The organism is Shewanella donghaensis, from assembly GCF_007567505.1.
Lineage (GTDB): Bacteria > Pseudomonadota > Gammaproteobacteria > Enterobacterales > Shewanellaceae > Shewanella > Shewanella donghaensis.
On the sequence record NZ_CP041783.1, the window covers coordinates 419,014 to 441,908 of the forward strand.

Annotated in this window: 19 protein-coding genes; 14 read left to right on the forward strand and 5 right to left on the reverse strand. The window is 39.0% G+C overall.

Going from position 1 to position 22,895, the window contains the following annotated elements; translation table 11 throughout:
* Positions 1-5 precede the first annotated feature (5 nt).
* Positions 6-2,054: a methionine--tRNA ligase gene (metG, locus tag FPK91_RS01765; protein ID WP_144207129.1), complete on the reverse strand. Its 2,049-nt coding sequence runs from the start codon at positions 2,052-2,054 to the stop codon at positions 6-8.
* A 155-nt stretch (positions 2,055-2,209) separates the two neighbouring features.
* Here metG and apbC point away from each other — a divergent pair, with 155 nt between their 5' ends.
* The 8 genes from apbC to FPK91_RS01805 all read left to right on the forward strand — a co-directional run bounded on the left by apbC (position 2,210) and on the right by FPK91_RS01805 (position 8,960).
* Entirely contained in the window at positions 2,210-3,325 is a 1,116-nt protein-coding gene (gene apbC, locus FPK91_RS01770) for an iron-sulfur cluster carrier protein ApbC (protein ID WP_144207132.1), read from the forward strand.
* Between the two features lie 10 nt (positions 3,326-3,335).
* Complete coding sequence (gene udk, locus FPK91_RS01775) at positions 3,336-3,974, forward strand: uridine kinase (RefSeq protein WP_144207135.1); 639 nt, start codon at positions 3,336-3,338, stop codon at positions 3,972-3,974.
* 172 nt (positions 3,975-4,146) lie between these two features.
* A complete protein-coding gene (gene pabC, locus FPK91_RS01780; RefSeq protein WP_144207138.1) occupies positions 4,147-4,962 on the forward strand; it encodes an aminodeoxychorismate lyase in 816 nt (271 codons plus the stop codon).
* A gap of 2 nt (positions 4,963-4,964) precedes the next feature.
* Entirely contained in the window at positions 4,965-5,975 is a 1,011-nt protein-coding gene (gene mltG, locus FPK91_RS01785; RefSeq protein ID WP_144207141.1) for an endolytic transglycosylase MltG, read from the forward strand.
* Positions 5,972-6,601, forward strand: a complete 630-nt coding sequence (gene tmk, locus FPK91_RS01790; RefSeq protein WP_144207144.1) for a dTMP kinase — start codon at positions 5,972-5,974, stop codon at positions 6,599-6,601. The genes mltG and tmk overlap by 4 nt, the downstream gene beginning before the upstream one ends.
* Positions 6,602-6,639: 38 nt before the next feature.
* Complete coding sequence (gene holB, locus FPK91_RS01795) at positions 6,640-7,602, forward strand: DNA polymerase III subunit delta' (protein WP_144207147.1); 963 nt, start codon at positions 6,640-6,642, stop codon at positions 7,600-7,602.
* A gap of 9 nt (positions 7,603-7,611) precedes the next feature.
* Complete coding sequence (locus FPK91_RS01800) at positions 7,612-7,938, forward strand: PilZ domain-containing protein (RefSeq protein ID WP_144207150.1); 327 nt, start codon at positions 7,612-7,614, stop codon at positions 7,936-7,938.
* Positions 7,939-8,171: 233 nt separating this feature from the next.
* Entirely contained in the window at positions 8,172-8,960 is a 789-nt protein-coding gene (locus FPK91_RS01805; protein ID WP_144207153.1) for a TatD family hydrolase, read from the forward strand.
* A gap of 398 nt (positions 8,961-9,358) precedes the next feature.
* On the opposite strand, the gene rsmF is transcribed toward FPK91_RS01805, so the two are convergent.
* The gene (rsmF, locus tag FPK91_RS01810; RefSeq protein ID WP_144207156.1) at positions 9,359-10,789 is read right to left on the reverse strand and encodes a 16S rRNA (cytosine(1407)-C(5))-methyltransferase RsmF; all 1,431 of its coding nucleotides are present in this window, start codon (positions 10,787-10,789) and stop codon (positions 9,359-9,361) included.
* 157 nt (positions 10,790-10,946) lie between these two features.
* Here rsmF and FPK91_RS01815 point away from each other — a divergent pair, with 157 nt between their 5' ends.
* Positions 10,947-12,173: a nucleoside recognition domain-containing protein gene (locus FPK91_RS01815; protein ID WP_144207159.1), complete on the forward strand. Its 1,227-nt coding sequence runs from the start codon at positions 10,947-10,949 to the stop codon at positions 12,171-12,173.
* 124 nt (positions 12,174-12,297) lie between these two features.
* On the opposite strand, the gene FPK91_RS01820 is transcribed toward FPK91_RS01815, so the two are convergent.
* The 3 genes from FPK91_RS01820 to FPK91_RS01830 are packed head-to-tail and all read right to left on the reverse strand — an operon-like array spanning position 12,298 to position 16,172.
* On the reverse strand, positions 12,298-14,934 hold the full coding sequence (locus FPK91_RS01820; RefSeq protein ID WP_144207161.1) for a PqiB family protein: 2,637 nt from the start codon (positions 14,932-14,934) through the stop codon (positions 12,298-12,300).
* Positions 14,921-15,553 (reverse strand): paraquat-inducible protein A, encoded by a 633-nt coding sequence (locus tag FPK91_RS01825; protein WP_144207164.1) that lies wholly within the window; start codon positions 15,551-15,553, stop codon positions 14,921-14,923. Before FPK91_RS01825 ends, FPK91_RS01820 begins: the two co-directional genes overlap by 14 nt.
* On the reverse strand, positions 15,543-16,172 hold the full coding sequence (locus FPK91_RS01830; protein ID WP_144207167.1) for a paraquat-inducible protein A: 630 nt from the start codon (positions 16,170-16,172) through the stop codon (positions 15,543-15,545). The genes FPK91_RS01825 and FPK91_RS01830 overlap by 11 nt, the downstream gene beginning before the upstream one ends.
* A gap of 208 nt (positions 16,173-16,380) precedes the next feature.
* Between FPK91_RS01830 and FPK91_RS01835 the strand changes: the two genes are divergently transcribed.
* The 5 genes from FPK91_RS01835 to pepN all read left to right on the forward strand — a co-directional run bounded on the left by FPK91_RS01835 (position 16,381) and on the right by pepN (position 22,853).
* The gene (locus tag FPK91_RS01835) at positions 16,381-16,674 is read left to right on the forward strand and encodes a YebG family protein (protein ID WP_144207170.1); all 294 of its coding nucleotides are present in this window, start codon (positions 16,381-16,383) and stop codon (positions 16,672-16,674) included.
* A gap of 21 nt (positions 16,675-16,695) precedes the next feature.
* Positions 16,696-17,154 carry a GAF domain-containing protein gene (locus FPK91_RS01840; RefSeq protein WP_144207173.1) on the forward strand — a complete coding sequence of 153 codons (459 nt, stop codon included), beginning with the start codon at positions 16,696-16,698 and terminating at the stop codon, positions 17,152-17,154.
* Positions 17,155-17,420: 266 nt separating this feature from the next.
* A complete protein-coding gene (proQ, locus tag FPK91_RS01845; protein ID WP_144207176.1) occupies positions 17,421-18,050 on the forward strand; it encodes an RNA chaperone ProQ in 630 nt (209 codons plus the stop codon).
* Between the two features lie 22 nt (positions 18,051-18,072).
* Positions 18,073-20,196: a carboxy terminal-processing peptidase gene (gene prc, locus FPK91_RS01850; protein ID WP_144207179.1), complete on the forward strand. Its 2,124-nt coding sequence runs from the start codon at positions 18,073-18,075 to the stop codon at positions 20,194-20,196.
* 92 nt (positions 20,197-20,288) lie between these two features.
* Positions 20,289-22,853 carry an aminopeptidase N gene (gene pepN, locus FPK91_RS01855; protein ID WP_144207182.1) on the forward strand — a complete coding sequence of 855 codons (2,565 nt, stop codon included), beginning with the start codon at positions 20,289-20,291 and terminating at the stop codon, positions 22,851-22,853.
* Positions 22,854-22,895: the final 42 nt, after the last annotated feature.

Genomic DNA, 22,895 nt, shown 5'->3' on the forward strand with positions numbered 1-22,895 from the left:
ATAAATTACATTACACGCATGCCTGGTTTTGCACCTGCATGAGGCTCTAAAATCCAAATGTCTTTCCCGCCAGGACCTGCAGCAAGTACCATACCTTCAGATTCACCAAACTTCATTTTACGTGGCGCAAGATTAGCAACCATAACGGTATGCTTGCCAATCAAATCTTCTGGTGCATAAGCAGATTTAATGCCAGCAAAAACTTGTTTGGTTTCGCCACCTAAATCTAATTCTAAACGCAAAAGTTTGTTCGCTTTTTCAATATGTTCAGCTTTTGAAATTAGCGCGATACGTAAATCTATTTTAGCAAAATCATCAAAAGAGATTTCAGGACATAGAGGATCTTTCTCTAATTCTGTTTGTGTCTCTTCTGGCGCAGTGTCAGCGATTTTAGCCGCAGTCACTTGTAAGTTCTCCGTAGAAGCCTCAATGATGGCTTCAATGCTCTTAGCTTCAATGCGCTGCATTAAGGCTTTGAACTTAGCGATTTCGTGACCGGTTAAATCAATGGCTAAATTTTCCCAAGCCAGCGGCGTTTGTAAGAATGCTTCGACATTTTCTGCAAGCTGAGGCAGTACCGGTTTAAGGTATGTCACGAGAATACGGAACAAGTTAAGCGCATTACTACACACTTGATGGGCTTCTTCTTGCTTGTCGTCATGTTTAATTAACTGCCAAGGCGCTGCATCAGCAACGTAAGCATTAGCCATGTCAGCTAAAGCCATGATTTCACGCATAGCTTTACCAAACTCTCGGGTTTCGTATAATTCAGCAATAACGTCCTGCTTTGCCAAGAAAGCTTCAGTCAAAGTCATATCATTGATTTTAGCTAACTTACCTTCGAAACGTTTGCTGATAAAACCAGCCGTTCTTGAGGCTAAGTTAACAAGCTTGCCGACTAAATCTGAGTTAACCCGTTGAGCGAAATCTTCAAGATTCAAATCTAAGTCATCGACACGGCTATTTAATTTAGCTGCGTAGTAATAACGAAGATACTCAGGGTCTAAATTATCTAAATAGGTACGTGCTTTAATGAACGTGCCTTTTGACTTTGACATTTTAGCGCCGTTAACCGTGACATAACCGTGTGCGTAAACAGCCGTAGGTTTACGAATTCCAGCACCGTCTAGTACAGCAGGCCAGAATAAGCCATGGAAATTGACAATATCTTTCCCGATGAAGTGATATAGCTCAGCTTTAGAATCTAGGCCCCAAAATTCATCAAAATCTAAATCTTCACGTCTGTCACATAAATTTTTGAATGAACCCATGTAGCCAATTGGTGCATCTAGCCATACATAGAAAAACTTACCTGGCTGACCAGGGATTTCAAACCCAAAATAAGGTGCATCACGTGAAATATCCCACTGCTGCAACCCTTGATCGAACCATTCTCTTAATTTGTTAGCGATTTCAGGTTGCAGAGAACCTGAAGCTAACCATTCGCCAAGCATGGTTTCAAATGCGGGTAAATCAAAGAAGAAGTGCTCACTGTCTTTCATGACAGGCGTGGCACCTGAAACAACAGAGTAAGGCTTAATTAAATCGGTAGTGCTATAAGTCGCGCCACAGTTATCACAGTTATCACCGTACTGGTCTTCACTCTTACATTTTGGGCAAGTGCCTTTAACAAAACGGTCAGGTAAAAACATTTCTTTTTCAGGATCAAACAACTGTGAAATTGTTTTAGTTTTAATGTAGCCGCCTTCACGTAACTTCAAGTAGATGTCACTAGCGAGCTCACGGTTTTCATCACAATGAGTGCTATGGAAGTTATCAAAACTGATGTTGAAGTCAGCAAAATCTTGTTCATGTTCTTTTTGAACTTGAGCAATCATTTCTTCTGGTGTAATACCCAATTGTTGGGCTTTGAGCATGATTGGGGTGCCATGAGCATCATCGGCACAGATATAGTGACATTCATGTCCACGAAGTTTTTGGTAACGAGACCAAATATCAGTTTGAATATACTCAAGCATATGACCTAAATGGATTGGACCATTTGCATACGGGAGGGCACTTGTCACCAGAATTTTACGTTGTGAATTTGTCATTTTGTCTCAACAATCGATTACACCAAATATATGTTGATGATACTAACCGATCAAAGTGATTATTTCATCAAACAACAACTAAATGGCCTAAATTTGCGCTCATTATTCTTGAATTCTGGTACACTTGGGCAAATTTTTTGCTGGGAGTTCTGCTTTTGTCTACTTCGCATACAGATTATCAATTAAGTGAAGACCTATTAGGTCCCGTATTGAGTATTTTAGATGCATACCAAGATCCATATTTAGCCGAAGGGCTGGTATCTGCAGGTTGTGTTAATAAGCTAGCTATTGAAGGTAAGCGTTTATTACTTGGGTTGGTTTATCCTTATCCATGTATGACTCAATATCGCGATACGGTAATGGATGTGACTAAGAAATTAGCCGTCCTTGATGCCATTGATGAAGTAGAGTGCGAAATTGACTTTCAGCCAAGAGTATTTTCGGCCATTAGTTCTGTTGCGCCAATTCCAAATATTAAACAAGTCATTGCCGTTGCTTCTGGTAAAGGTGGTGTTGGTAAATCAACAACAGCGGTTAACCTGGCATTAGCGTTAAAAGCTGAAGGCGCAGAAGTCGGTATTTTAGATGCTGATATTTACGGCCCATCTATTCCAATGATGCTCGGTTTACAAGGTTTTAAGCCTACATCTCCAGACGGTAAATTGATGACAGCGGCTAGCGCTCATGGCATCTCAGCTCAGTCTATTGGTTTTATGCTTGGTGATGGTGAAGCTGCTGTGTGGCGTGGCCCGATGGCAGCAGGCGCATTAAATCAACTACTAACTGAAACTCAGTGGCCAGAACTTGATTACTTGGTTGTTGATTTACCGCCAGGAACAGGCGATATACAACTGACTCTTTCGCAAAAGTTTCCAGTGAGTGGCACTGTTATCGTTACAACGCCACAAGATATTGCGCTAGAAGATGCTAAAAAAGGCATTTCTATGTTCCAGAAAGTTGATATCCCAGTATTGGGGATTATTGAGAACATGAGTTTTCATTTATGTCCAGAATGTGGGCATAAAGAACATCCTTTCGGTACTCATGGTGGCAGTAAGATTGCTGAGCGTTATGAAGTACCATTATTAGGTGCTTTACCACTTAACATTAATATTCGTGAATCAATGGATGAAGGTAACCCTACTGTTGCCAGCAAACCAGATTCTGAAGTTGCAGGTATCTACCGTGAGATTGCCCGTAAAGTGGGAGCTCAGTTAGCTAAGCAACAAAATAAAAAATCAGTTTCAATCAGCATTTCAGACGACGAGTAAGGTTTTAGTAATGAATTCTCAGCAGTGTGTCATTATCGGTATCGCAGGTGCGTCAGCATCAGGAAAAAGTTTAATCGCGCAGACTATTTTTGCAGAGTTGAAGCGTGATTTAGGTACCGACCAAATTGGCGTTATCAATGAAGATGCTTATTATCGTGATCAAAGCCATTTATCTATGGATGAACGCGTTAAAACTAACTATGACCATCCTAAAGCGTTAGACCATCAGCTATTAGCTGAACATCTAAAACAGCTTAAAAGAGGCGAGTCGGTTAATATTCCTTGTTATAGCTATAAAGAACATACGCGTGTTGATAAGACGTTAGATATGCAACCTAAAAAGGTGATTATCTTAGAAGGTATCTTATTACTAACAGATCCGAAGTTACGCGAATTAATGGATGCCAGTGTGTTTATGGATACACCACTTGATATCTGTTTCTTACGTCGTCTAACGCGTGATGTTGCGGAGCGTGGCCGTACAATGGAATCAGTTATTTCTCAGTATAAAGCGACTGTTCGTCCAATGTTTTTACAGTTTATCGAACCGTCAAAACAACATGCTGATATTATTGTTCCTCGTGGTGGTAAAAACCGTATCGCAACAGATATCCTTAAAGCTAGAATTCAGCACCTACTTGCTCGTTAATACTTTATTTAAGTAAAAGCTTGCAAAATTTAAGTAAAAGCTTGCAAAAAAAGTACGTTAGATCGTATTTTGTAAATTGAACGGCTCCTAATTCGGAGCCATTCTTTTGTTTATAGGTTGCAGTTGTAAAATGAACATTAAAGCAGACGTCAGATAACACTCAGGAAAGAGAATGACATCAATATTTGTTAATGGATTACCTCAACACCATGTTAACTCGTCAGACCGTGGTTTAGCATACGGTGATGGTGCTTTCGCTACGATGCGAGTATCACATAGCCAGGTACTATTTATTTACGCACATATTGAACGCTTGAAACAAGCGTGTTTACGTTTGGGTTTTACATTACAACATCAATCAGAATTGACTCTACAGTTAGAGGAACACGCTAAAACTCTCAAAAACGGCTGTATTAAATTACTTGTTAGCCGTGGTGTTGGAGGTCGTGGTTATACTGCACCATCAAGCGTTGAGCAGACTGAAGTTATTTCCTTGCATCAAATTCCTGCGATATATCAACAATGGCAACAGCATGGTATTAGCTTATCTGTTTCTGATGTTACTCTAGCGAGACAACCATTACTTGCAGGCATGAAGCACCTGAACCGTCTTGAACAAGTGCTGATTAAACAACATGATTTACCTACAACATTTGATGACTGGTTAGTGCTCGATACTGAGGGCTTTGTCGTTGAATCTTCTATGGCAAATGTTTTTATTGTTGAGAATGATAGTGTTATAACGCCATCATTAAGTTACAGCGGTGTATCAGGGGTGATGAGAGAGCAAGTTATGGGAGCATTACTTGATAGTCATATAAATGTTTTTGCTGAACCTATTAGTCTGAAAAGACTGTATGAAACAAAACATGTATTTATCACTAACAGCCTATTAGGTATTGTAGATATTAACAAAGTTAATCATTGTGACTTTTCTACATGGTCTTTTAGCAGAAATTTACTTAAAAAATTAAAATTATCATTCTAAATATGAAAAAAATACTGACCGTTTTACTTACCTTCATCATGACAGCGACAACAGTACTTTGTATTGTGGGTTATTGGGGGTATCAGCAACTGATAGAATACCCTAATCAAGCACTAACGCTGGATAATCCGGTGGAACTGTCCATTTCACAAGGTATGAACGTCACCAGGCTGGTTAAAGATTTAGAAGATAAACAATTACTGACAGACAGCTGGAAAGTAAAATATCTTGTTAAACTAAAACCAGAATTTGCCCACATCAAAACAGGTCTATATCAAATAGAACCTGGTGACAGTTTAGGGTCATTGCTTGCTAAAATTAATTCAGGAGATGAAATCACCTTTTCAGTGACATTAATTGAAGGTAAAACCATTAAAGAATGGCATGAAGTGTTATCTACATTGCCACACCTTTCTTTTGACGAAGATGTTTTTAATCGTATTTTAGTTAAAAATGGTGATGATTCAGGATTACCAGAAGGTAAGTTTTTCCCTGAGACCTATCAATATCAGGCTGGTGATAGCTTAGAGTCAGTATTACAACGTAGTTACTCTTTAATGCAAAACACCTTAAATGATGCATGGCAGCAACGCGATAAAGATCTTAAATTAACAACGGCTTATGAGTTACTCACGATTGCCTCTATTATTGAAAAAGAAACCGGTAAACCCAGTGAGCGAGATTGGGTTGCTGCAGTATTTAATAATCGCTTGAAGCTCGGTATGCGCTTGCAAACAGATCCTACTGTTATATATGGCATGGGTGATCGTTATAATGGCAACATTACTCGTAGTGACTTACGAGAGCATACGGCATTCAATACCTATCGCATTAATGGCTTACCACCGACTCCGATAGCAGCACCAAGCAAAGCTGCGCTTTTTGCCGCCGCAAAACCTGCTGATGTAAGTTATTTATATTTTGTCTCAAAAAATGATGGCAGCCATGTATTTTCAGATACGCTTTTACAACATAACCGCGCCGTTAACGAATATCAGAGAAATAGAAAATGAGTGAGAAAAAAGCAAAGTTCATTGTCATTGAAGGACTTGAAGGCGCAGGTAAATCCAGTGCAGTTGCATTGGTAAAACAAATCATTACCGATCATAGTAATAAAGAACCTATTTGTACTCGTGAGCCGGGCGGAACGCCACTGTCAGAAAAAATCCGAGATTTGGTCAAAATTGCCGATGAATCAGATCCATTGTGTGATGAAGCTGAGTGCCTGCTTTTTTATGCTGCGCGTACACAATTAATTTCCAATGTAATCAAACCTGCATTAGCAGAAGGCACATGGGTATTGGGAGATAGACACAATCTATCTTCATTGGCTTACCAAGGCGGCGGTAGGGGCTTGATGCCACTGGTAAAATCAATAAGTGATGCTTGTTTGCAAGGTTTTAAACCAGACTTAACGCTTTATTTAGATATCGAGCCTAAACTTGGGTTAAACAGAGCGGCAAGCCGAGGCGCATTGGATCGTATTGAACAGCAAGAGATTGAATTCTTTGATAGGGCCCGTGAAACATTTTTATCATTCGCAGCCGCTGATAATTCAATTCTGGTTATTGATGCGAGTCAAACAATAGAGCAAGTACACGAGCAGATTAGAGTGGCATTAGCTGCAAATCTAGTTTAATACTGACGCAGTTATTTTTAGGATAAAGTGAGTTATTGATGCAAGCTTTTGGACTGAATCAGTTACCTTGGTTAGATGAACCTTTTCAACGATTCTTAAATGAATTAATGAATGGTCATAGTGCTCATGCGCAGCTATTAACCATTGATACTGCGCTGGGTGGTCACACTTTTGCCCACGAAATGGCACATGCCGCAATGTGTACCCACTTAACGCCAGTGGGGGCCTGTGGTCACTGTAAAAGCTGTCTGTTATTTCAGGCGGGCACACACCCTGATTGCCACATCATTAAAGCTGATGGCAATCAAATCAAAGTCGATCAGATCCGCGACTTATGCCAAAAATTGACGGTCACAGCGCAACAAGGTGGCCAACGTGTTGCCATTATCCAAAATTGTGAGCAATTCAATTTAGCTTCAGCAAATGCATTGTTGAAAACCTTAGAAGAGCCTGGCAATAATATCCTTATTATTTTGCAAACAGATGTTCCTTCTAGGTTGTTGGCCACGGTCAAGAGTCGCTGCCAAAATATCGCCTTTACTACACCAGATAAACAGCAGGTGTTGGCATGGTTATCTTCACATCAATTATTACCTCAGCCCAAGAATGGTGAAAAACCTCACGATGTCACTTGGTGTTTGAGTATGATTGGTGGGCCGCTCAAACTGGCTGAAAGTTTATCCAATAATCATTATCAACAATTATTGCAATATAGGGTTGATTGGGCCAACAGCATAAAATCTGGGCATTTATCTGGAAGTCTAACTAAACTGACAGAGCAACAAATTGTTGATGCACTTAATGTTTTATATTTGTACTTAAGACAATATGTGTTAAAAAGTAAGGAGCTTGATGCATTAGCTGCGAGCAACATTATTAGCTTGTCGTCGAAAGTTGCGCAAATGTGCCAACGATTAGCGACTATGGCGAGTGTAAATGCTCCTGCATTATGCCAAGATTACATTCTTGAATTCAGACAACTCATTCATCACAGGCAATAGAATTAGACTATGACCGATCTTGTTGTAAATTTTGATACTCTGCACCAATTGTACAGAGCATATATGCCTTTTATTAAACCTGCGGGTTTATTTATCTCGACAACAGAAAGCCACTTTCTGGGTCAAGAGTTATCGATTTCTTATAAGCTACCTGGTACGTCACAAATGAGTGACTTCAAAGGCGTTGTTGTATGGATTAATCCATTAGGCGCATCAGGCGGAAGACCTGCTGGCATTGGTGTTAAAATTAAGACTGACCCAGAAAGCCATAAACACCATATTGAAAAATTACTTTCAACTCAGCTCTCTTCAAGTGATTTAACTTGTACTATGTAGTTTTAGTTTTAGTTTTAGTTTTAGTTTCAGATCAAGATATAGAGTAAATTTCAAAATACGTTGCAGATTTTTCCCTGAAAAGTTTGCAATGTAATTCAATTCGACCTCAAAGATTTTTATCGTCTAAATCACCTGCCTTTTGAAAACATAGTGCTTCCAGATTAAAATCAACTTGAAAGATAAACAACGCCTAGGTATTCTTGCTGGCCAATTTCCGCTTTAAAAGAATCATCATGTTAATCGACTCCCATTGTCACTTAGATCGTTTAAAATCAGCACCCGATCAGCAAAGTTTACACGCTATTGTTGATGCCGCTAAATCTCGTGGTGTTGAGTATTTTCTTTGTGTCAATGTGCGCCAGCAAGGCTTTGAAGCCATGCGCGATAAAATGGCCGAGTTTGATAATATCTTTCTCTCTTCAGGTGTGCATCCACTAGATGTACAAGAAGGGCTAAATGTCAGCGAAATCAAACAATTTGCAACCGATAAAAAAGTGGTTGCGATTGGTGAAACGGGGCTCGATTATTTTTATGCCCCAGAAACTAAAACACTTCAGCAACAATGCTTTGAGCAACAAATAGCATTAGCTGTTGAGGTTAATAAACCATTGATAGTGCATACGCGTGACGCACGTGAAGATACGATTGCCATGCTTAAAGCGGGTAATGCTGACAAAGTAGGCGGGGTACTGCATTGTTTTACTGAAAATTGGGAAATGGCCAAAGCGGCGATTGATTTAGGTTTCTATATTTCAGTATCTGGGATCGTGACGTTTAAAAATGCTGGTGAGCTTAGAAGTGTTATTAGACAAGTCCCTAAAGACCGGTTGTTAGTTGAAACTGATTCACCCTATTTAGCGCCTGTGCCACATCGTGGTCAAGAGAATCAACCCGCTTTTGTTCGTGACGTAGCTGAATTTGTAGCAGAACTTCGTGGTGAAAAATACGCAGATTTAGCTCAATACACATCAGAGAACTTTTTTAATTTATTCACCGATGCTGCAGCGTTAATTAAAAAATAATTCTAATTCCTTTTTTGAAGGGTGTTTGATGTTAGCGTTGGCATTATGAACATTGTTGGCGTCATCAATAGTCGTCGTTTGAATATTCTAGCGCCTTTTAACAAAGATAGATAAGAGACAAATAAAAGACAAATAAAAGACAAATAAAAGACAAAAAAAAGACCCAAAACTATCCAATTGTTCAGGGTCTAGGGGAATGGCTCTTTAGAAAAGAGCCTTGCGCTACTGTTGAGAGGCTATCTCAAAAACTATCTCAATAAAAATGTCATTTTCAGTATAGTCACACAATTTATAGTCTGCATGTTTTTTAAACATTTATAAGTACTATTTACTGTGTTATAGATAAAAATCAATGCATCATTTGGCGTTCATATCAATAAAGTAGCTGAAATCACTGACTATTCAATTTTGTCTTTGACCAAATCTCTTGGTAAGTTATTTTTCAACCTATGACCTAAATGCTTCACTATGCCTAATGGACTATTGTGATAGCTGACGATCATTTCCCCTTTAGGGGCTAAATCCAATTCTGCAAAAGTATCCGTTGCGATATCACGTCCCATCAGGAATGACTCAGCTTGCTGACTATCAAGCTCGATAATTTTAGCATCTGATGTGATGAATTTACTTAGTCCAATAATGGCTTCGTGTTTTACTTTAAAACCTTTTTTCATGGCATCAGCTAATTTAATACCGATTCTTTGATAGCGCATTAAACCTGTAAATTGAATAAATTCTTCAGGGAATAACCAATATTCATCGTCTCGAATCATAACGGTATGAGCTGGTGGTAATTGCAGATTAAACGTGTCGTTAAAGTACTGTTCAATGGCGGTAACTTGTTTGTCATTAGCCGCTGAAAAAGGGAAGTTACGCTGTAGCTTAGGTTGTTTCTTTAATCTTTCAACAGAGGCTGTTTTGAGGATTTTTGCGACAAAGAAGCCTTCACTATCAAATATCTGTGGCCATACATGTAAAAAACCATCGTCGGTACAGGCATCAGTTGCCGCCGGGAATAGGTCATCTAACGGTACAAATTCAACCGCATCAGGATAACGTTGCTTTAGAAAATGGCATATTTGCTGGTTTTCGATTTGGCTTAAAGTACAGGTTGAATATACCAGTGTCCCGCCAGGTTTTAACGCTAAAAATGCAGACTCAATCAGTTGTTTCTGAATATCAGCAATTTCGACAACATCCTCTAATTGCCAATTCTTGAGTGCATTAGTATCTTTTCTAACAGTACCTTCACCGCCACAGGGGGCATCAAGTAACACAGCATCGAATTTCTCGAATAAATACTCGCCAAACACTTTGCCATCAAAATGAGTGAGGGCGCATTGCTTTACGCCCATTCTAAGGATGTTAGCGTGCAAAATCTTAACTCGGCTTGCAGAGTACTCATTGGCGATTAATAAGCCTTGATTGTCCATTAAAGCGGCAAGCTGAGTCGTTTTAGACCCTGGTGCGGACGCTACATCAAGTATCAGTTTGCTTTCGCTGTTATTTTGAAGAAGGGCAACAGGAGGCAACATAGAACTGGCTTCTTGGATATAAAACAAGCCTTGGATATGTTCAATCATATTACCGAGTTGAATATCTGTTGCTACCGTGATCCAAAAACCTTCGTTACACCAAGGAATAGCTTCAAAACGCCATCCTTTGTCAGTCATGATATCGACGAATTGAGTCACCGATATTTTTAAAGTATTTACTCTGATTGATTTGCGCAGCGGACGGTTACAGGCCGCAATAAAATCATCCATATTTAAATGGGCGGGGAGTTCTGTTGCAATATGCGTTAAGTATTGAGGATTTATTTGAGCCATAGTAAAAATATCGATAAAACAACTGTGTAATAATAAGGTAGATTATATCATGCATTATCCTTTTTTCGCTCACGTCCATTAAGAAAGCGGAATTAGCACACTATTACTGAGATGAATGAATTAAATAATTCAGAAGTGATTAATAACGGAGTATTCAGTGCTAAATAAAGTTTGGTTTGTTTTTTTCTTAACCGCTGCCTTAGCGATTATTGTTCAGCTTTTTAACGGTCATGTTGAAGTGTTGGCTGATTCTGTTAATGCAATTTTTAGCAGTGCCAAGTTAGCCGCAGAAATATCTATTGGTCTTGTTGGTGTACTGGCTTTATGGATGGGACTCATGCAAGTGGGTGAAAAAGCCGGGGTGGTAGCGGTTTTCGCCAGGTTGTTTGAACCGCTACTGTCTAAACTAATGCCAGAAGTGCCAAGAGGGCATAAAGCTTACGGCAGCATTACCATGAATTTAACTGCCAATATGTTAGGCCTTGATAATGCAGCCACGCCACTTGGCCTAAAAGCAATGCAAGATTTACAAAGCTTAAACCCGAACAAAGAGGTGGCGACTAACGCTCAGATTTTATTTTTAGTATTGAATACATCTTCGGTTACCTTAGTGCCAGTGACGGTTTTTTTGTATCGGGCGCAACAAGGCGCTGCTAATCCAGCTGACGTATTTCTCCCCATACTATTAGCCACTGTTGCTTCAACATTAGTGGGCTTATCAGTCGTGGCGATTGTCCAGCGTATATCATTAATTAATAGTGTCGTACTTGCATATGGAGCTACCTTATTTAGTATTTTGATTGCGGGGGTATTCTATTTACTGACCTTATCTGCTGAGGCTATTGGTACGTTATCGACAGTATTGGGCAATGGCATATTGTTAGCGTTAATTATGAGTTTCATCCTGGTGGCGGGTTATCGAAAAGTCGCTATTTATGATGAGTTTGTTGAAGGGGCTAAAAGCGGTTTTTCTCAAGCTATTATGTTGATCCCATATTTGCTAGCGATGTTGCTTGCTATTGGATTGTTACGTTCATCTGGCGCACTTGATTTTGCTCTTCAAGGTTTAGCTAGTTTGGTTAACTTGTTGGGATTTGATAGCCGCTTTGTTGAAGCTATGCCGACAGCATTAATGAAACCGTTTAGCGGTTCAGGGGCGAGGGCAATGATGCTTGAAACTATGGAACATAATGGTGTTGATTCCTTTGCAGGTAGGTTATCAGCAATTTTTCAGGGCAGTACAGAAACCACTTTCTATGTACTTGCTGTTTATTTTGGCTCTGTAGGTATTAGAAATAGCCGACATGCCTTGGGATGTGGCTTAGCCGCTGATATCGGCGGCATTATTGCGGCTATCAGTGTTTGTTATTGGTTTTATGGTTGAGAGTATGATTAAGAGAATTCTATTACTGAAGTTAAGTTAAAATATTCAGACAATAAAAAAATCGGCTAATGCCGATTTTTTAATGCCTAAATTATCAAGCGATGACTTCGCTTTACTTTGAACGCTATGGCTTAACTTGTTCAGGCTTCCAACGACGCCACTCGTCTTTCATCTTGTTGAAAAGCGTGAAGCGTTCACCAATATCTAACTTGTTGGAGTCATCGGTTACATCCTCCGTCATTACAGAGATACCGCCAGATAATAGCGTTTCAAGTGAGCCAGTTTCAATTTGAGCACCAGAGAAAATACCTACTTCAAGTTTAATCCCAGAAGCATCCCAAAACTGACTCGATTTGTTCACAAGGTGCGAGTACTGCTTTTTAATGTGCGAATACATTAATACTTGATTGCCGTTATAGGATAATGAATAACCATCAACCTGGCCGATGGCAATGCCTCTAAAGAAGATTGGAGTACCAATTTTAATTGAACCAAGCTGGCTATCTACAATAGTAATCCGCACAGCTTCTTCCTCAATATCAGCATCATAGCGGGCAGATAAATGTGCGTTAAATTGATTCGATTCTTGTGCTGACTTACCAGGTATAACACCGATATAAGGTCCAGTAATTAATGTTTCTGGCGCTTTAATACCTGCAAGCGATATTTGCGCATCAACAATAAAGAACTCAGTATCTTGTTTGCTAAAGTGTTTGGCATATTCGCCATATAAATAGGCACTAGCGGTTAAGTTCTTTAAATCTTGATTTAGTTTAACTTGCTGGATGATGCCAACTTGATGACCGTGATAACGAATTGGAGCTTTAGCCGCTATTTTGGCTTCAGCAGGTAACGTTAATGTAATCGGTTCAGCTTGCTTTAAGGCTAACTCTTTTGAATCATATAGTCTTGTTTGACTACCTTGTTGATCATCATCAAGTAACCCCAAGCTGATGCTACCTTTTAACGCACCTTCTAATGGCGCTATATCAACTTCTATGCCCGATAAGCTGGCATTGATACTGGCAGCATTGTTACGCCAAAACACACTATTAGCGCGAACTAATTGTTTAAATTTATTTTGAATGGTGATATCAATAGAAAAATTATCATATTGAGCTTTCCAGTCGACTTTAGCCACTTTACCAATTTGCATTTTTTTATAGTAAATGGGTGAACCTTGGGATAAACCTGCGCCGTCAATACTTTCAAGTGTGAAAGTGCTGGTATTGGTTTTATTAAGTGCTGTTAAGGCTGTCTCTTGTGATTGATATAAAGTGAACTGGCTATGAGGTTTTACTATTGCTTTCGTTTTACCTGGAACCAGAGAAACAGCGCCTGAAACTATGGTGCTCAAGTCTCGAGTTTTAACCGTTAAACCATCAAGAGAGGCATCAATTTCAAGTGCTGACTCTGATACAAAATAGCTGTCAACGGTCAGAAGAGGTTGATACTCAGGTTGGATGTCGACTTGATACTCTACTCGGCTAAAGTCGTCAGATAATGTTACCTGAGTTATTTCGCCTATTGGCATTTGTTTGAATCTAACTTCTGCACCAGCACTTAGGCCGTTATGTTCATCTGAGTTTAATGTAATCGTTAACTGTCTTGCTTGCATCAAGTCAGGGGCTTGAGAGTGTAGTTGATATTCATTTGGTACTTCTTTGTTACTAATACCAGGTAAAACATTTACTACGCTACCAGTTAGTAGTCTTGCTGCATGCTTAACACCGTCAAAAGATATATCAGCGCCCGCAATCCAAAACTGTGTATCAGCATTAAGTAGATGCTGATACTGAGTATCAAATTTAGCTAAAAAATTAACGCCATTTTCTGTCAGTTGAGTCTGGTGTATTTTACCAACTTTAATTCCTCGGTAAACTAAAGCTGATCCTTGATTTATTTCATCTGCATCATTAGCAACTAGCGTAAATTCAAGTCCTTTAATCGCACTTTCTTCATCAGGATAAAGTACATACTTTTCACCGTTTTTAGCAGCTGCAGCTTCGGGGACGGAATTAAAGCTTATACCGCCAGCTAATAAAGACGCTAAACTTTCAGTGTTCACTTTAATACCTGACATCGAAGCATCAATTTTAAGGCCTGAGACATTCCAAAATTGCGATTCCTGAGTCACTAAATGCGCGTATTGTTGTTCTATAAAGGTATCAATGGTGATGGTTTCGCTATCAACTAAGCGATAATTTACCACTTTACCTACTGGTACTTGTCGATAAAAAACCATTGAACCTATATCAAGAGAACCAAGAGTTGAAGTGGTGAGAGTCACCAATACACCATCTGTTTCTGGGATCATCGTAGGTGCTTCTTTCAGCGCGACAAACTCTGATGCGGAACTGCCATCACCAGGTTGAACGGCAATGTAATTACCAGAGAATAGGGTATCTAAACCTTCAATGCCTGTAATACTAGCTTTAGGGGTAACTAACCAAAATTTGGTACTTTTGTTCAAAAAAGGATCTGAGCGATAATCCATAATGATTTTGACGTTAACACCAGATAAATCATTATCGATACTAATATCAGTGACTTTACCAACGGTTAAACCTTGATATTTGACCAGGGTTTTACCTATATCAATACCAATAGCATTCGGGAAATGTACTTGAATTTCAATGCCAGATTCTTTGATGCTCTTCACACCTAACCAAGCACCTAAAGCCAAGGCAACAATAGGGAGTAACCATATAGGCGAAAAGAGTTTCTTTTTAACAACTTTTGGTGATTCAATTTGTGTCATTGTTTTTTTCCAAGCGATCCCAAAGTAAACGAGTATCTAATACCTTTGCCGCGAGCTGAGTCAGTAAAATGACCAAAGCAAAGGCGGTGGCAGCAGGTGCGGGTTTTGCATCGAGTAATTGCCCCATATTAACGACAGCAACTGTTAACGCAATAACGAATAAATCTAACATCGACCATCTGCCGATCCATTCAACAATATGAAAGCCAATCATCAGCTTCTTCTTAGAAACCGGAAGATTAAAACTTATTGCTGTTAAATAAATAGCTAAACCGATAATTTTTAACCAAGGTACTAAAATACTGGCTGTAAATACGATAATGGCAATAGGGATCATATCTACGTGAACCAGATGGACTATGCCGGTAAAAATTGTATCGTAAGTCACTTTGCCCTGGTTAGTAAGCATAGTGATAGGGTAAATATTGGCTGGTATTAATAGAATTGCTGCGGTAATCAGTAAAGCCCAACTTTGTTGTAAGCTGGCATAGTTGCGGGTTTCAATTTTTGAATCACAACGGCTGCATCTATCATTCCCTATGAGATTGATTTTACGACAAACCTTACACAAACATAAGCCAATTTTATTCCCTTGCTGTGCGGTAAGTTTATTTTTCATAAGCCATCCCCCACATATGCTCTAAATTGTACTCTCGTTGTAAAAATAAAATGATTAAAAAAAGCATCGTGAAGCAAAAAGTTCCCATGCCAAGATGAATATCGGAGAAGTCAGAAAGATTAAAGGCTGCGACTAAAAATGAAATGACATAGATTTCTAACATCGTTAATTGTGAAAGCAGGGCATGGTTTTTCAAAAGTATCCGATAAATTTTTTGCCAAAACGATGAATGCAGTTGTAATTTCACAATAAATACTTGCATTAAAATCGATACAATTAATAAACCTGGAGCCATAACGGCAGAGGCCATGACGGCAACCGCGACTATCCAATAACCTTGTTCCCAAACCGCAATAGCCGTTTCATAAACCGTGGTTGTACGAATACTGCCTAAGAAATGAATTTCTATAACGGGTAACACATTCGCAGGGATATAAAACAGTAATGCAGCAAAACAAAGTGCAAGCATGCCATTAATAGAACAATAAGGAACGTCGTAAAGCGCAGTATGACATCGAGGGCACAATGCGCGGACATTAGAAGGTAATGCTCGTTTTTGCACGGCTAAGTCACATGAACGACATAGAATAATGGTGTTTGGGTCGAAATTCTTTTGCATATAAAAACGCAAACCATCCATTTAATGAAATATTGGCGAGTTAAATAATAAGCGAACTTTATGTGTTTTTTGAGCTTGGACACACTAGAAAAGTCATTATTTAAGATACAATTAAAAGAGATAATACCAGAATAATCAGAATACTTGCATCAGAAGTTAGTTATATGACATTCTATGCACTGTATATAAAAACAGTAAGAGGTTGATCATGGCTGTAATAACAAAGTTTGTCGTGGTAAGAGAAGGGGTTGAGAAGATGACTTTTACATCTAAGAAAGAAGCTGACGCCTACGATAAAATGCTCGACATAGCTGATAACTTAGTTCCTTTTATTACTAGCGCAGAGCTAGAAATTAACGACAATAGTATCGAAAAACTTGCTTTTTATCTTGCTTCTAACAAAGATGAACTCGCAAACTTATTGAAAGGGATCGTCAAGGCTAAACCAGCAGCTCCCAAAGCCGCTAACAAAAAAGCCCCTAAAAAAACGGTCACAGAATAAAATATAATCTAGGATAGATGAATGAAAGCTGAGTTATACGACACATTAAATAGACAAGTACTGGCATTAATGGAAGGTGAAGATGACCTTATTGCTGGTATGGCAAACTTTTCAGCACTATTAAATGACAATTTAGACGACATCAATTGGGTCGGCTTTTATATTAAGCGTAACGAGCAACTTGTTTTAGGTCCTTTTCAAGGAAAAGTCGCTTGTACTCGTATTGTTATTGGAAAAGGTGTATGTGGCACTGCCGCAGCAAATGACGCAACTCAATTAGTTGCAGATGTACATGAATTTGCCGGTCATATTGCGTGCGATGCAGCCAGTAATTCTGAAATTGTTGTCCCTGTACATCAAGACAATAACGTAATTGCAGTACTTGATATTGATAGCCCATCATTGAACCGATTTGATAAAGATGATCAAAAAGGCTTAGAAATGCTGGTTAAAAGCTTTGAATCTTGCCTATTTGCTTAATTTGCGACCAAATATAACAAATTGCGGGTCGCAATCGCTGTCACGAGCTTTATAATACTGAGCAGCGCGCATTGCTACCGATATATTTATTTACTGTAAAATTACAGCTAAGTGGGTTAATTTGTTAAAGCATGTTTCAATTGCTTTAGCAATCGAGTAGGAAATGCTAATTTGAACGTTAGACAAGTAACTGTTTAACGAATGATAAACGACTGTACTCGCCCTGAAAACCGAGAATCAGTCCCTTTTATAACGTGGAAGTAAAAATGGAATCAACAGACAAGTTGACCGACACCAACGCAGTTTTAGCGTATTTATATGAAACATTTCCTTTATGCTTTATTGCAGAAGGCGAAACTAAGCCATTAAAAATTGGGTTGTTTCAAGATTTAGCTGAAAGGTTGGCTGAAGATTCTAAAGTAAGTAAAACACAATTACGTGTTGCACTTAGACGTTATACAAGCAGCTGGCGCTACTTGAAAGGCGTAAAAACAGGTGTTCAACGCATCGATCTAGACGGTCAAGATTGTGGCGAACTTGAACAAGAGCATATTGATCATGCACAACTAACGTTGAAAGAAGGTCAAGAAAAGGCAAAAGCTAAACGCCAAGCACTTGCTGCCAAAGCTAACCCTAAAAAGCCAGCTAAAAAACCTGCTGCAAAAGCACCGGTTAAAAAAGACCGTCCTGCTAAGCCATCTAAACCTGCTGCACCAAAGATTAATTATGTTGCTGCTAAATTTGACGAGCTTAAACAAAAACAACGTGTTAGTGTCAAGTTAGGACAAAATCCAGTCCCAGGTGTTATCACAGACATCAAAAAAGAAGATGTCCATGTTCAATTAGATACTGGATTAATTGTTAAAGTTCGTGCAGAGCATATTTTATTATCGTGATCATTTAAGGAGTAACTTGTTGATGCGAAAACTCACTTTGGCTGCGTCGATTGCCACTTTATTTGTCGGTTTTTCGGCTTGGGCAATTTCACCAACTATTCAAATCAGCGAGTTACCTAAACTTGAGCAAGAGCCTCAACACAAGGTCGCGAGTAAGAGGGTAACAAGTTTATTTACTCGTTCTCACTATCATCGCTTTGACCTTGATGATGCTTTTTCTGAGTTGATTTACGACAGATATTTGCAACAGCTCGATTTTCGTCGCAATGTTCTGACCCAAGCAGATGTTGATAGCTTTAAACAATATCAGCATCTGTTTGATGATATGGTCAAATCTGGCAATATCGAACCTGCTTTCAATATGTATTCTATCGTACAGAAACGCCGTTATGAGCGTTTTGCTTTTGCGTTGACTTTACTTGATAAAGAATTTGATTTTGCCTTAGAAGGTGATGCTTATGAATTTGATCGTGAAGAAGCCAATTGGCCTAAAGACGAAGCTGATTTAAATGAGCTTTGGCGTCAACGAGTTAAATATGATGCACTCAATTTAAAACTTGCCGGTAAAGATTGGGAAGAAACAGTCGAAGTTTTAGGTAAGCGCTATAACAATGCCATAAAGCGTTTAAGCCAAACTCATAGTGAAGATGTATTCCAAGGTGTCATGAATGCCTTTGCCCGCACGGTAGAACCTCATACAAGTTACTTATCTCCTCGTAATGCAGAACGTTTCCAAATGGAAATGAACCTAAGCCTTGAAGGCATCGGTGCTGTTTTACAAATGGACGATGATTACACCGTTATTAAAAGCTTAGTTGCTGGTGGTCCCGCAGCGACAAGTGAAAGATTATCACCTGAAGATAAAATTATTGGTGTAGGCCAAAAAGACGGTGAAATAGTCGATGTTATTGGTTGGCGTTTAGATGATGTTGTTGAGTTAATTAAAGGGCCTAAGGGCAGTGAAGTTAACTTACAAATACTGCCTAATAAAGGTGGTGCTAACGCGAAAGCATTTGAAGTCACCATTATCCGTGACAAGATTCGATTAGAAGACCGAGCAGCAACTTCGAAAGTTGTTGAGCCAACAGAAGGTGAATACGCGAACCGTAAAGTCGGTGTTATTCAAATTCCTGGTTTCTACATGAACTTATCTGTTGATGTTGAAAAAGAACTGGTTAAGTTAAAAGAAGAAAATGTTGAAGGCGTGATTATCGATTTACGTGGTAATGGCGGCGGAGCGCTGACTGAAGCAACATTATTAACTGGCTTGTTCATCGATATGGGCCCAGTGGTTCAAATTCGCGATGCCAATGGTCGAGTCACTCAAAACCGTGATAATGATGGTAAGAGTGCTTATAGCGGTCCTTTAACCGTTATGGTTGACCGTTATAGTGCTTCTGCTTCAGAGATTTTTGCTGCTGCATTACAAGATTACGATAGAGCCTTAATTGTCGGTGAAGCGAGCTTTGGTAAAGGTACAGTGCAACAGCACAAGAGCCTTGGCCGTATTTACGACATGTACGAAAAACCTATTGGTCACGTGCAATACACTATTGCTAAGTTCTACCGCATTAATGGCGGCAGCACACAGTTAAAAGGTGTCACTCCAGACATCAAATTCCCAAGTGCATTAGAGCCTGGTGAATACGGTGAATCTGAAGAGAAAAATGCACTACCATGGGACAAAGTCCCTGTAGCTCAGTATGGTACTTTAGGTAATATCCAACCTGCATTAGTGAGTCAGCTTGATGTTAAACATCAACAGCGAATTAAAACTGATGTAGAATTTGGCTATATATTTGAAGATATTGCAGAGTTCAAAAAACATCACGATGACAAAACGATTTCATTAGTTGAAAGTGAACGTATTACTTCTCGTGAAGATGACGAGAAACGCGCTCTTGATAGAACCAATGAGCGTCGAGTTAAAAATGGCCTAGAACCTTTAACGTCTTTAGACGATGAAGAAGAAATCGAAGAAAATGCTGAAACAAGCACAGAGTCAACTGAAGTTGCAGAAACAAATGCAGAAGATGCATCTGATGAAGAAACTGAAGATGAAATGACAATACCTGATGCTTTCTTAGAAGAAACTGCACTAATCACTTTAGATTTGGTTGATGCAAAAAAATCAGCAACGAAATAAATTCATTTCGTAACTAAAAAAACGCGCTTATGGCGCGTTTTTTATTAAGTAAATTTTGCTCTTTTTAGAGCTGTGTTATTCAAGGATTATTTATGACTCAAGCACAAGCAAAACATCTTAAAGATTACCAAGCTCCACTATTTACGATTAGTCATATTGAATTAGATTTCGATTTAAAAGGTGCTGATACTCAGGTTATTGCAAAGAGTAAAGTTCAGCGAATTGGCGAGCATAATGAAGCGTTAATTTTGGTTGGTGAACAAATTCAGCTTCAATCAGTATTAATCGATGGTGAGAAAACGAACTATAAACAAGAAAACACTCAGTTAATCATTGAAACCGAACTAAACGAATTTGAACTAACAGTGGTAACTAAGCAAGATCCAGAAGCGAATTCAAGTCTTGAAGGTTTGTATATGTCAGATGGGGCTTACTGCACCCAATGTGAAGCAGAAGGTTTTAGACGTATTACTTACTTTCTCGATCGCCCTGATGTACTTGCTATTTATAGTGTACGTGTTGAAGCGGATAAAGCTGCATTTCCATATTTGCTCAGTAACGGTAACTTAATCGAGCAGGGCAGTTGTGATGATGAAAATCGCCACTTTGTACGCTGGCAGGACCCTTTCCCAAAACCAAGCTACTTATTTGCGTTAGTGGCTGGTGATTTTGATTTGTTAGAAGATAAATTCATTACTAAAAGTGGCCGTGAAGTAAAGCTTCAGGTATTTGTTGATAAAGGCAATTTGCACAAAGCTAATCACGCTATTGTGTCGCTTCAAAAATCAATGGCATGGGATGAGTCTCGCTTTGATTTAGAGTATGACTTAGATATTTATATGATTGTCGCCGTTGATTTTTTCAATATGGGCGCAATGGAAAATAAAGGCTTAAATGTCTTTAATACTAAATATGTATTAGCTGATACCGCCAGTGCGACAGATGATGATTATCATGGCATTGAATCCGTTGTTGGACATGAATATTTCCATAATTGGACAGGCAACCGCGTAACCTGCCGTGATTGGTTTCAGTTAAGCCTAAAAGAAGGACTTACGGTATTTAGAGATCAAGAATTCAGTTCAGATCTGGGCTCAAGGGCGGTTAATCGCATCCAAGCTATTCGTGTTATGAAGAATCAGCAATTTGCTGAAGATGCAGGCCCGATGTCTCATCCTATTCGTCCAGAATCTGTTATTGAGATGAATAATTTTTATACCGTTACTGTTTATAATAAAGGCGCTGAAGTCATCAGAATGATGCACACCATTTTGGGTGAGAAAAACTTCCAGCTAGGCATGAAATGTTACTTTAAACGTCATGACGGCCAAGCAGTAACCTGTGATGACTTTGTCAATGCAATGGAATCTGCCAGCGGAATCGATTTAGCACAATTTAGACGTTGGTACAGCCAAGCTGGAACACCAACGGTACAAGTTTCGGATCAATACAATGCTGCAACGAAGCAATATCAATTAACCGTTAAGCAATCTGTAGTATCTCAGGGTAAAACTGGCGCAGCATTACATATTCCATTTAGTATCGAGTTACTGGATTCACAAGGCGCTTCAATTGCGAATCAAGTATTAGATGTTAAACAAGCTGAACAAACCTTTATCTTTGAAAATGTAGCGGCATTGCCTATTCCGTCTTTATTACAAGACTTCTCTGCGCCGGTGAGATTGGATTATCAGTTCAATGTTGATCAACTTGTCCATTTAACCCGTTATGCATCAAGTGAGGTTGCCCGTTGGGAAGCATCAGTAGGGTTATTTAGCCAAGCGGTTTGGCAAAATGTCTCTAGTCTTGAAGCTAAAGAAACCATGCATCTTGATGCTAGAGTTATCGAAGCTATCCGTGGCATTGTGCTTGATGATGGTATTGATAAAGCCCTTGTTGCTGAAATACTTGCATTTCCAACTGCTGCAGCACTTATTGAACAAGTTGAATCAGTTAATCTTGATAAACTTGCTGCAGCAAGAGAGTTTGTGGTTAATGAAATTTCAGAAGCTTGTTTAGATGAGTTAGTGACTCGTTACCGCTCTTTAATTAAAGAAGACGATGCAGCCAGTCGTGCATTTAAAAATATCTGCCTAAGCTTAATTTCAAAAGTATCTTCTGAATATGAAGATTTAGTCACTAAACAATATCAGGATGCTAGCAACATGACAGACAGTCTTGGTGCTTTAAAAGCAGCTGTTTGTGGCCAACTAACTTGTCAACCAAGCCTGATGCAAGATTTTGAACAAAAGTGGTTAACAACGCCGCTGGTTATGGATAAGTGGTTCAGCTTGCAAGCTTCACAAAATACTGATGACGTTCTAGAGGTGATTAAAGGACTAACTGAACATGAAAGTTTCAGTTTTAATAATCCAAACCGTGTACGTTCGTTGATAGGCTTCTTTGTTGCGGCAAATACTTATCAATTCCATGATGCTAGTGGTAAAGGTTATGACTACTTAACAGATGTACTTATTAAGTTAAATGAGCTTAATCCTCAAATTGCCGCGAGAATGATAACTCCGCTAATTCAGTTCAGTAAATTTGATGACAAACGTCAACAACTCATGAAGGCGAGTTTACTTCGATTAAAAGCGCTACCTAACTTGTCTAAAGACTTGTTTGAAAAGGTTGATAAAGCACTAGAACAAGCTTAATAAACACTTTTTTCAAGAACCCTACAGCGTCCAAATATGATG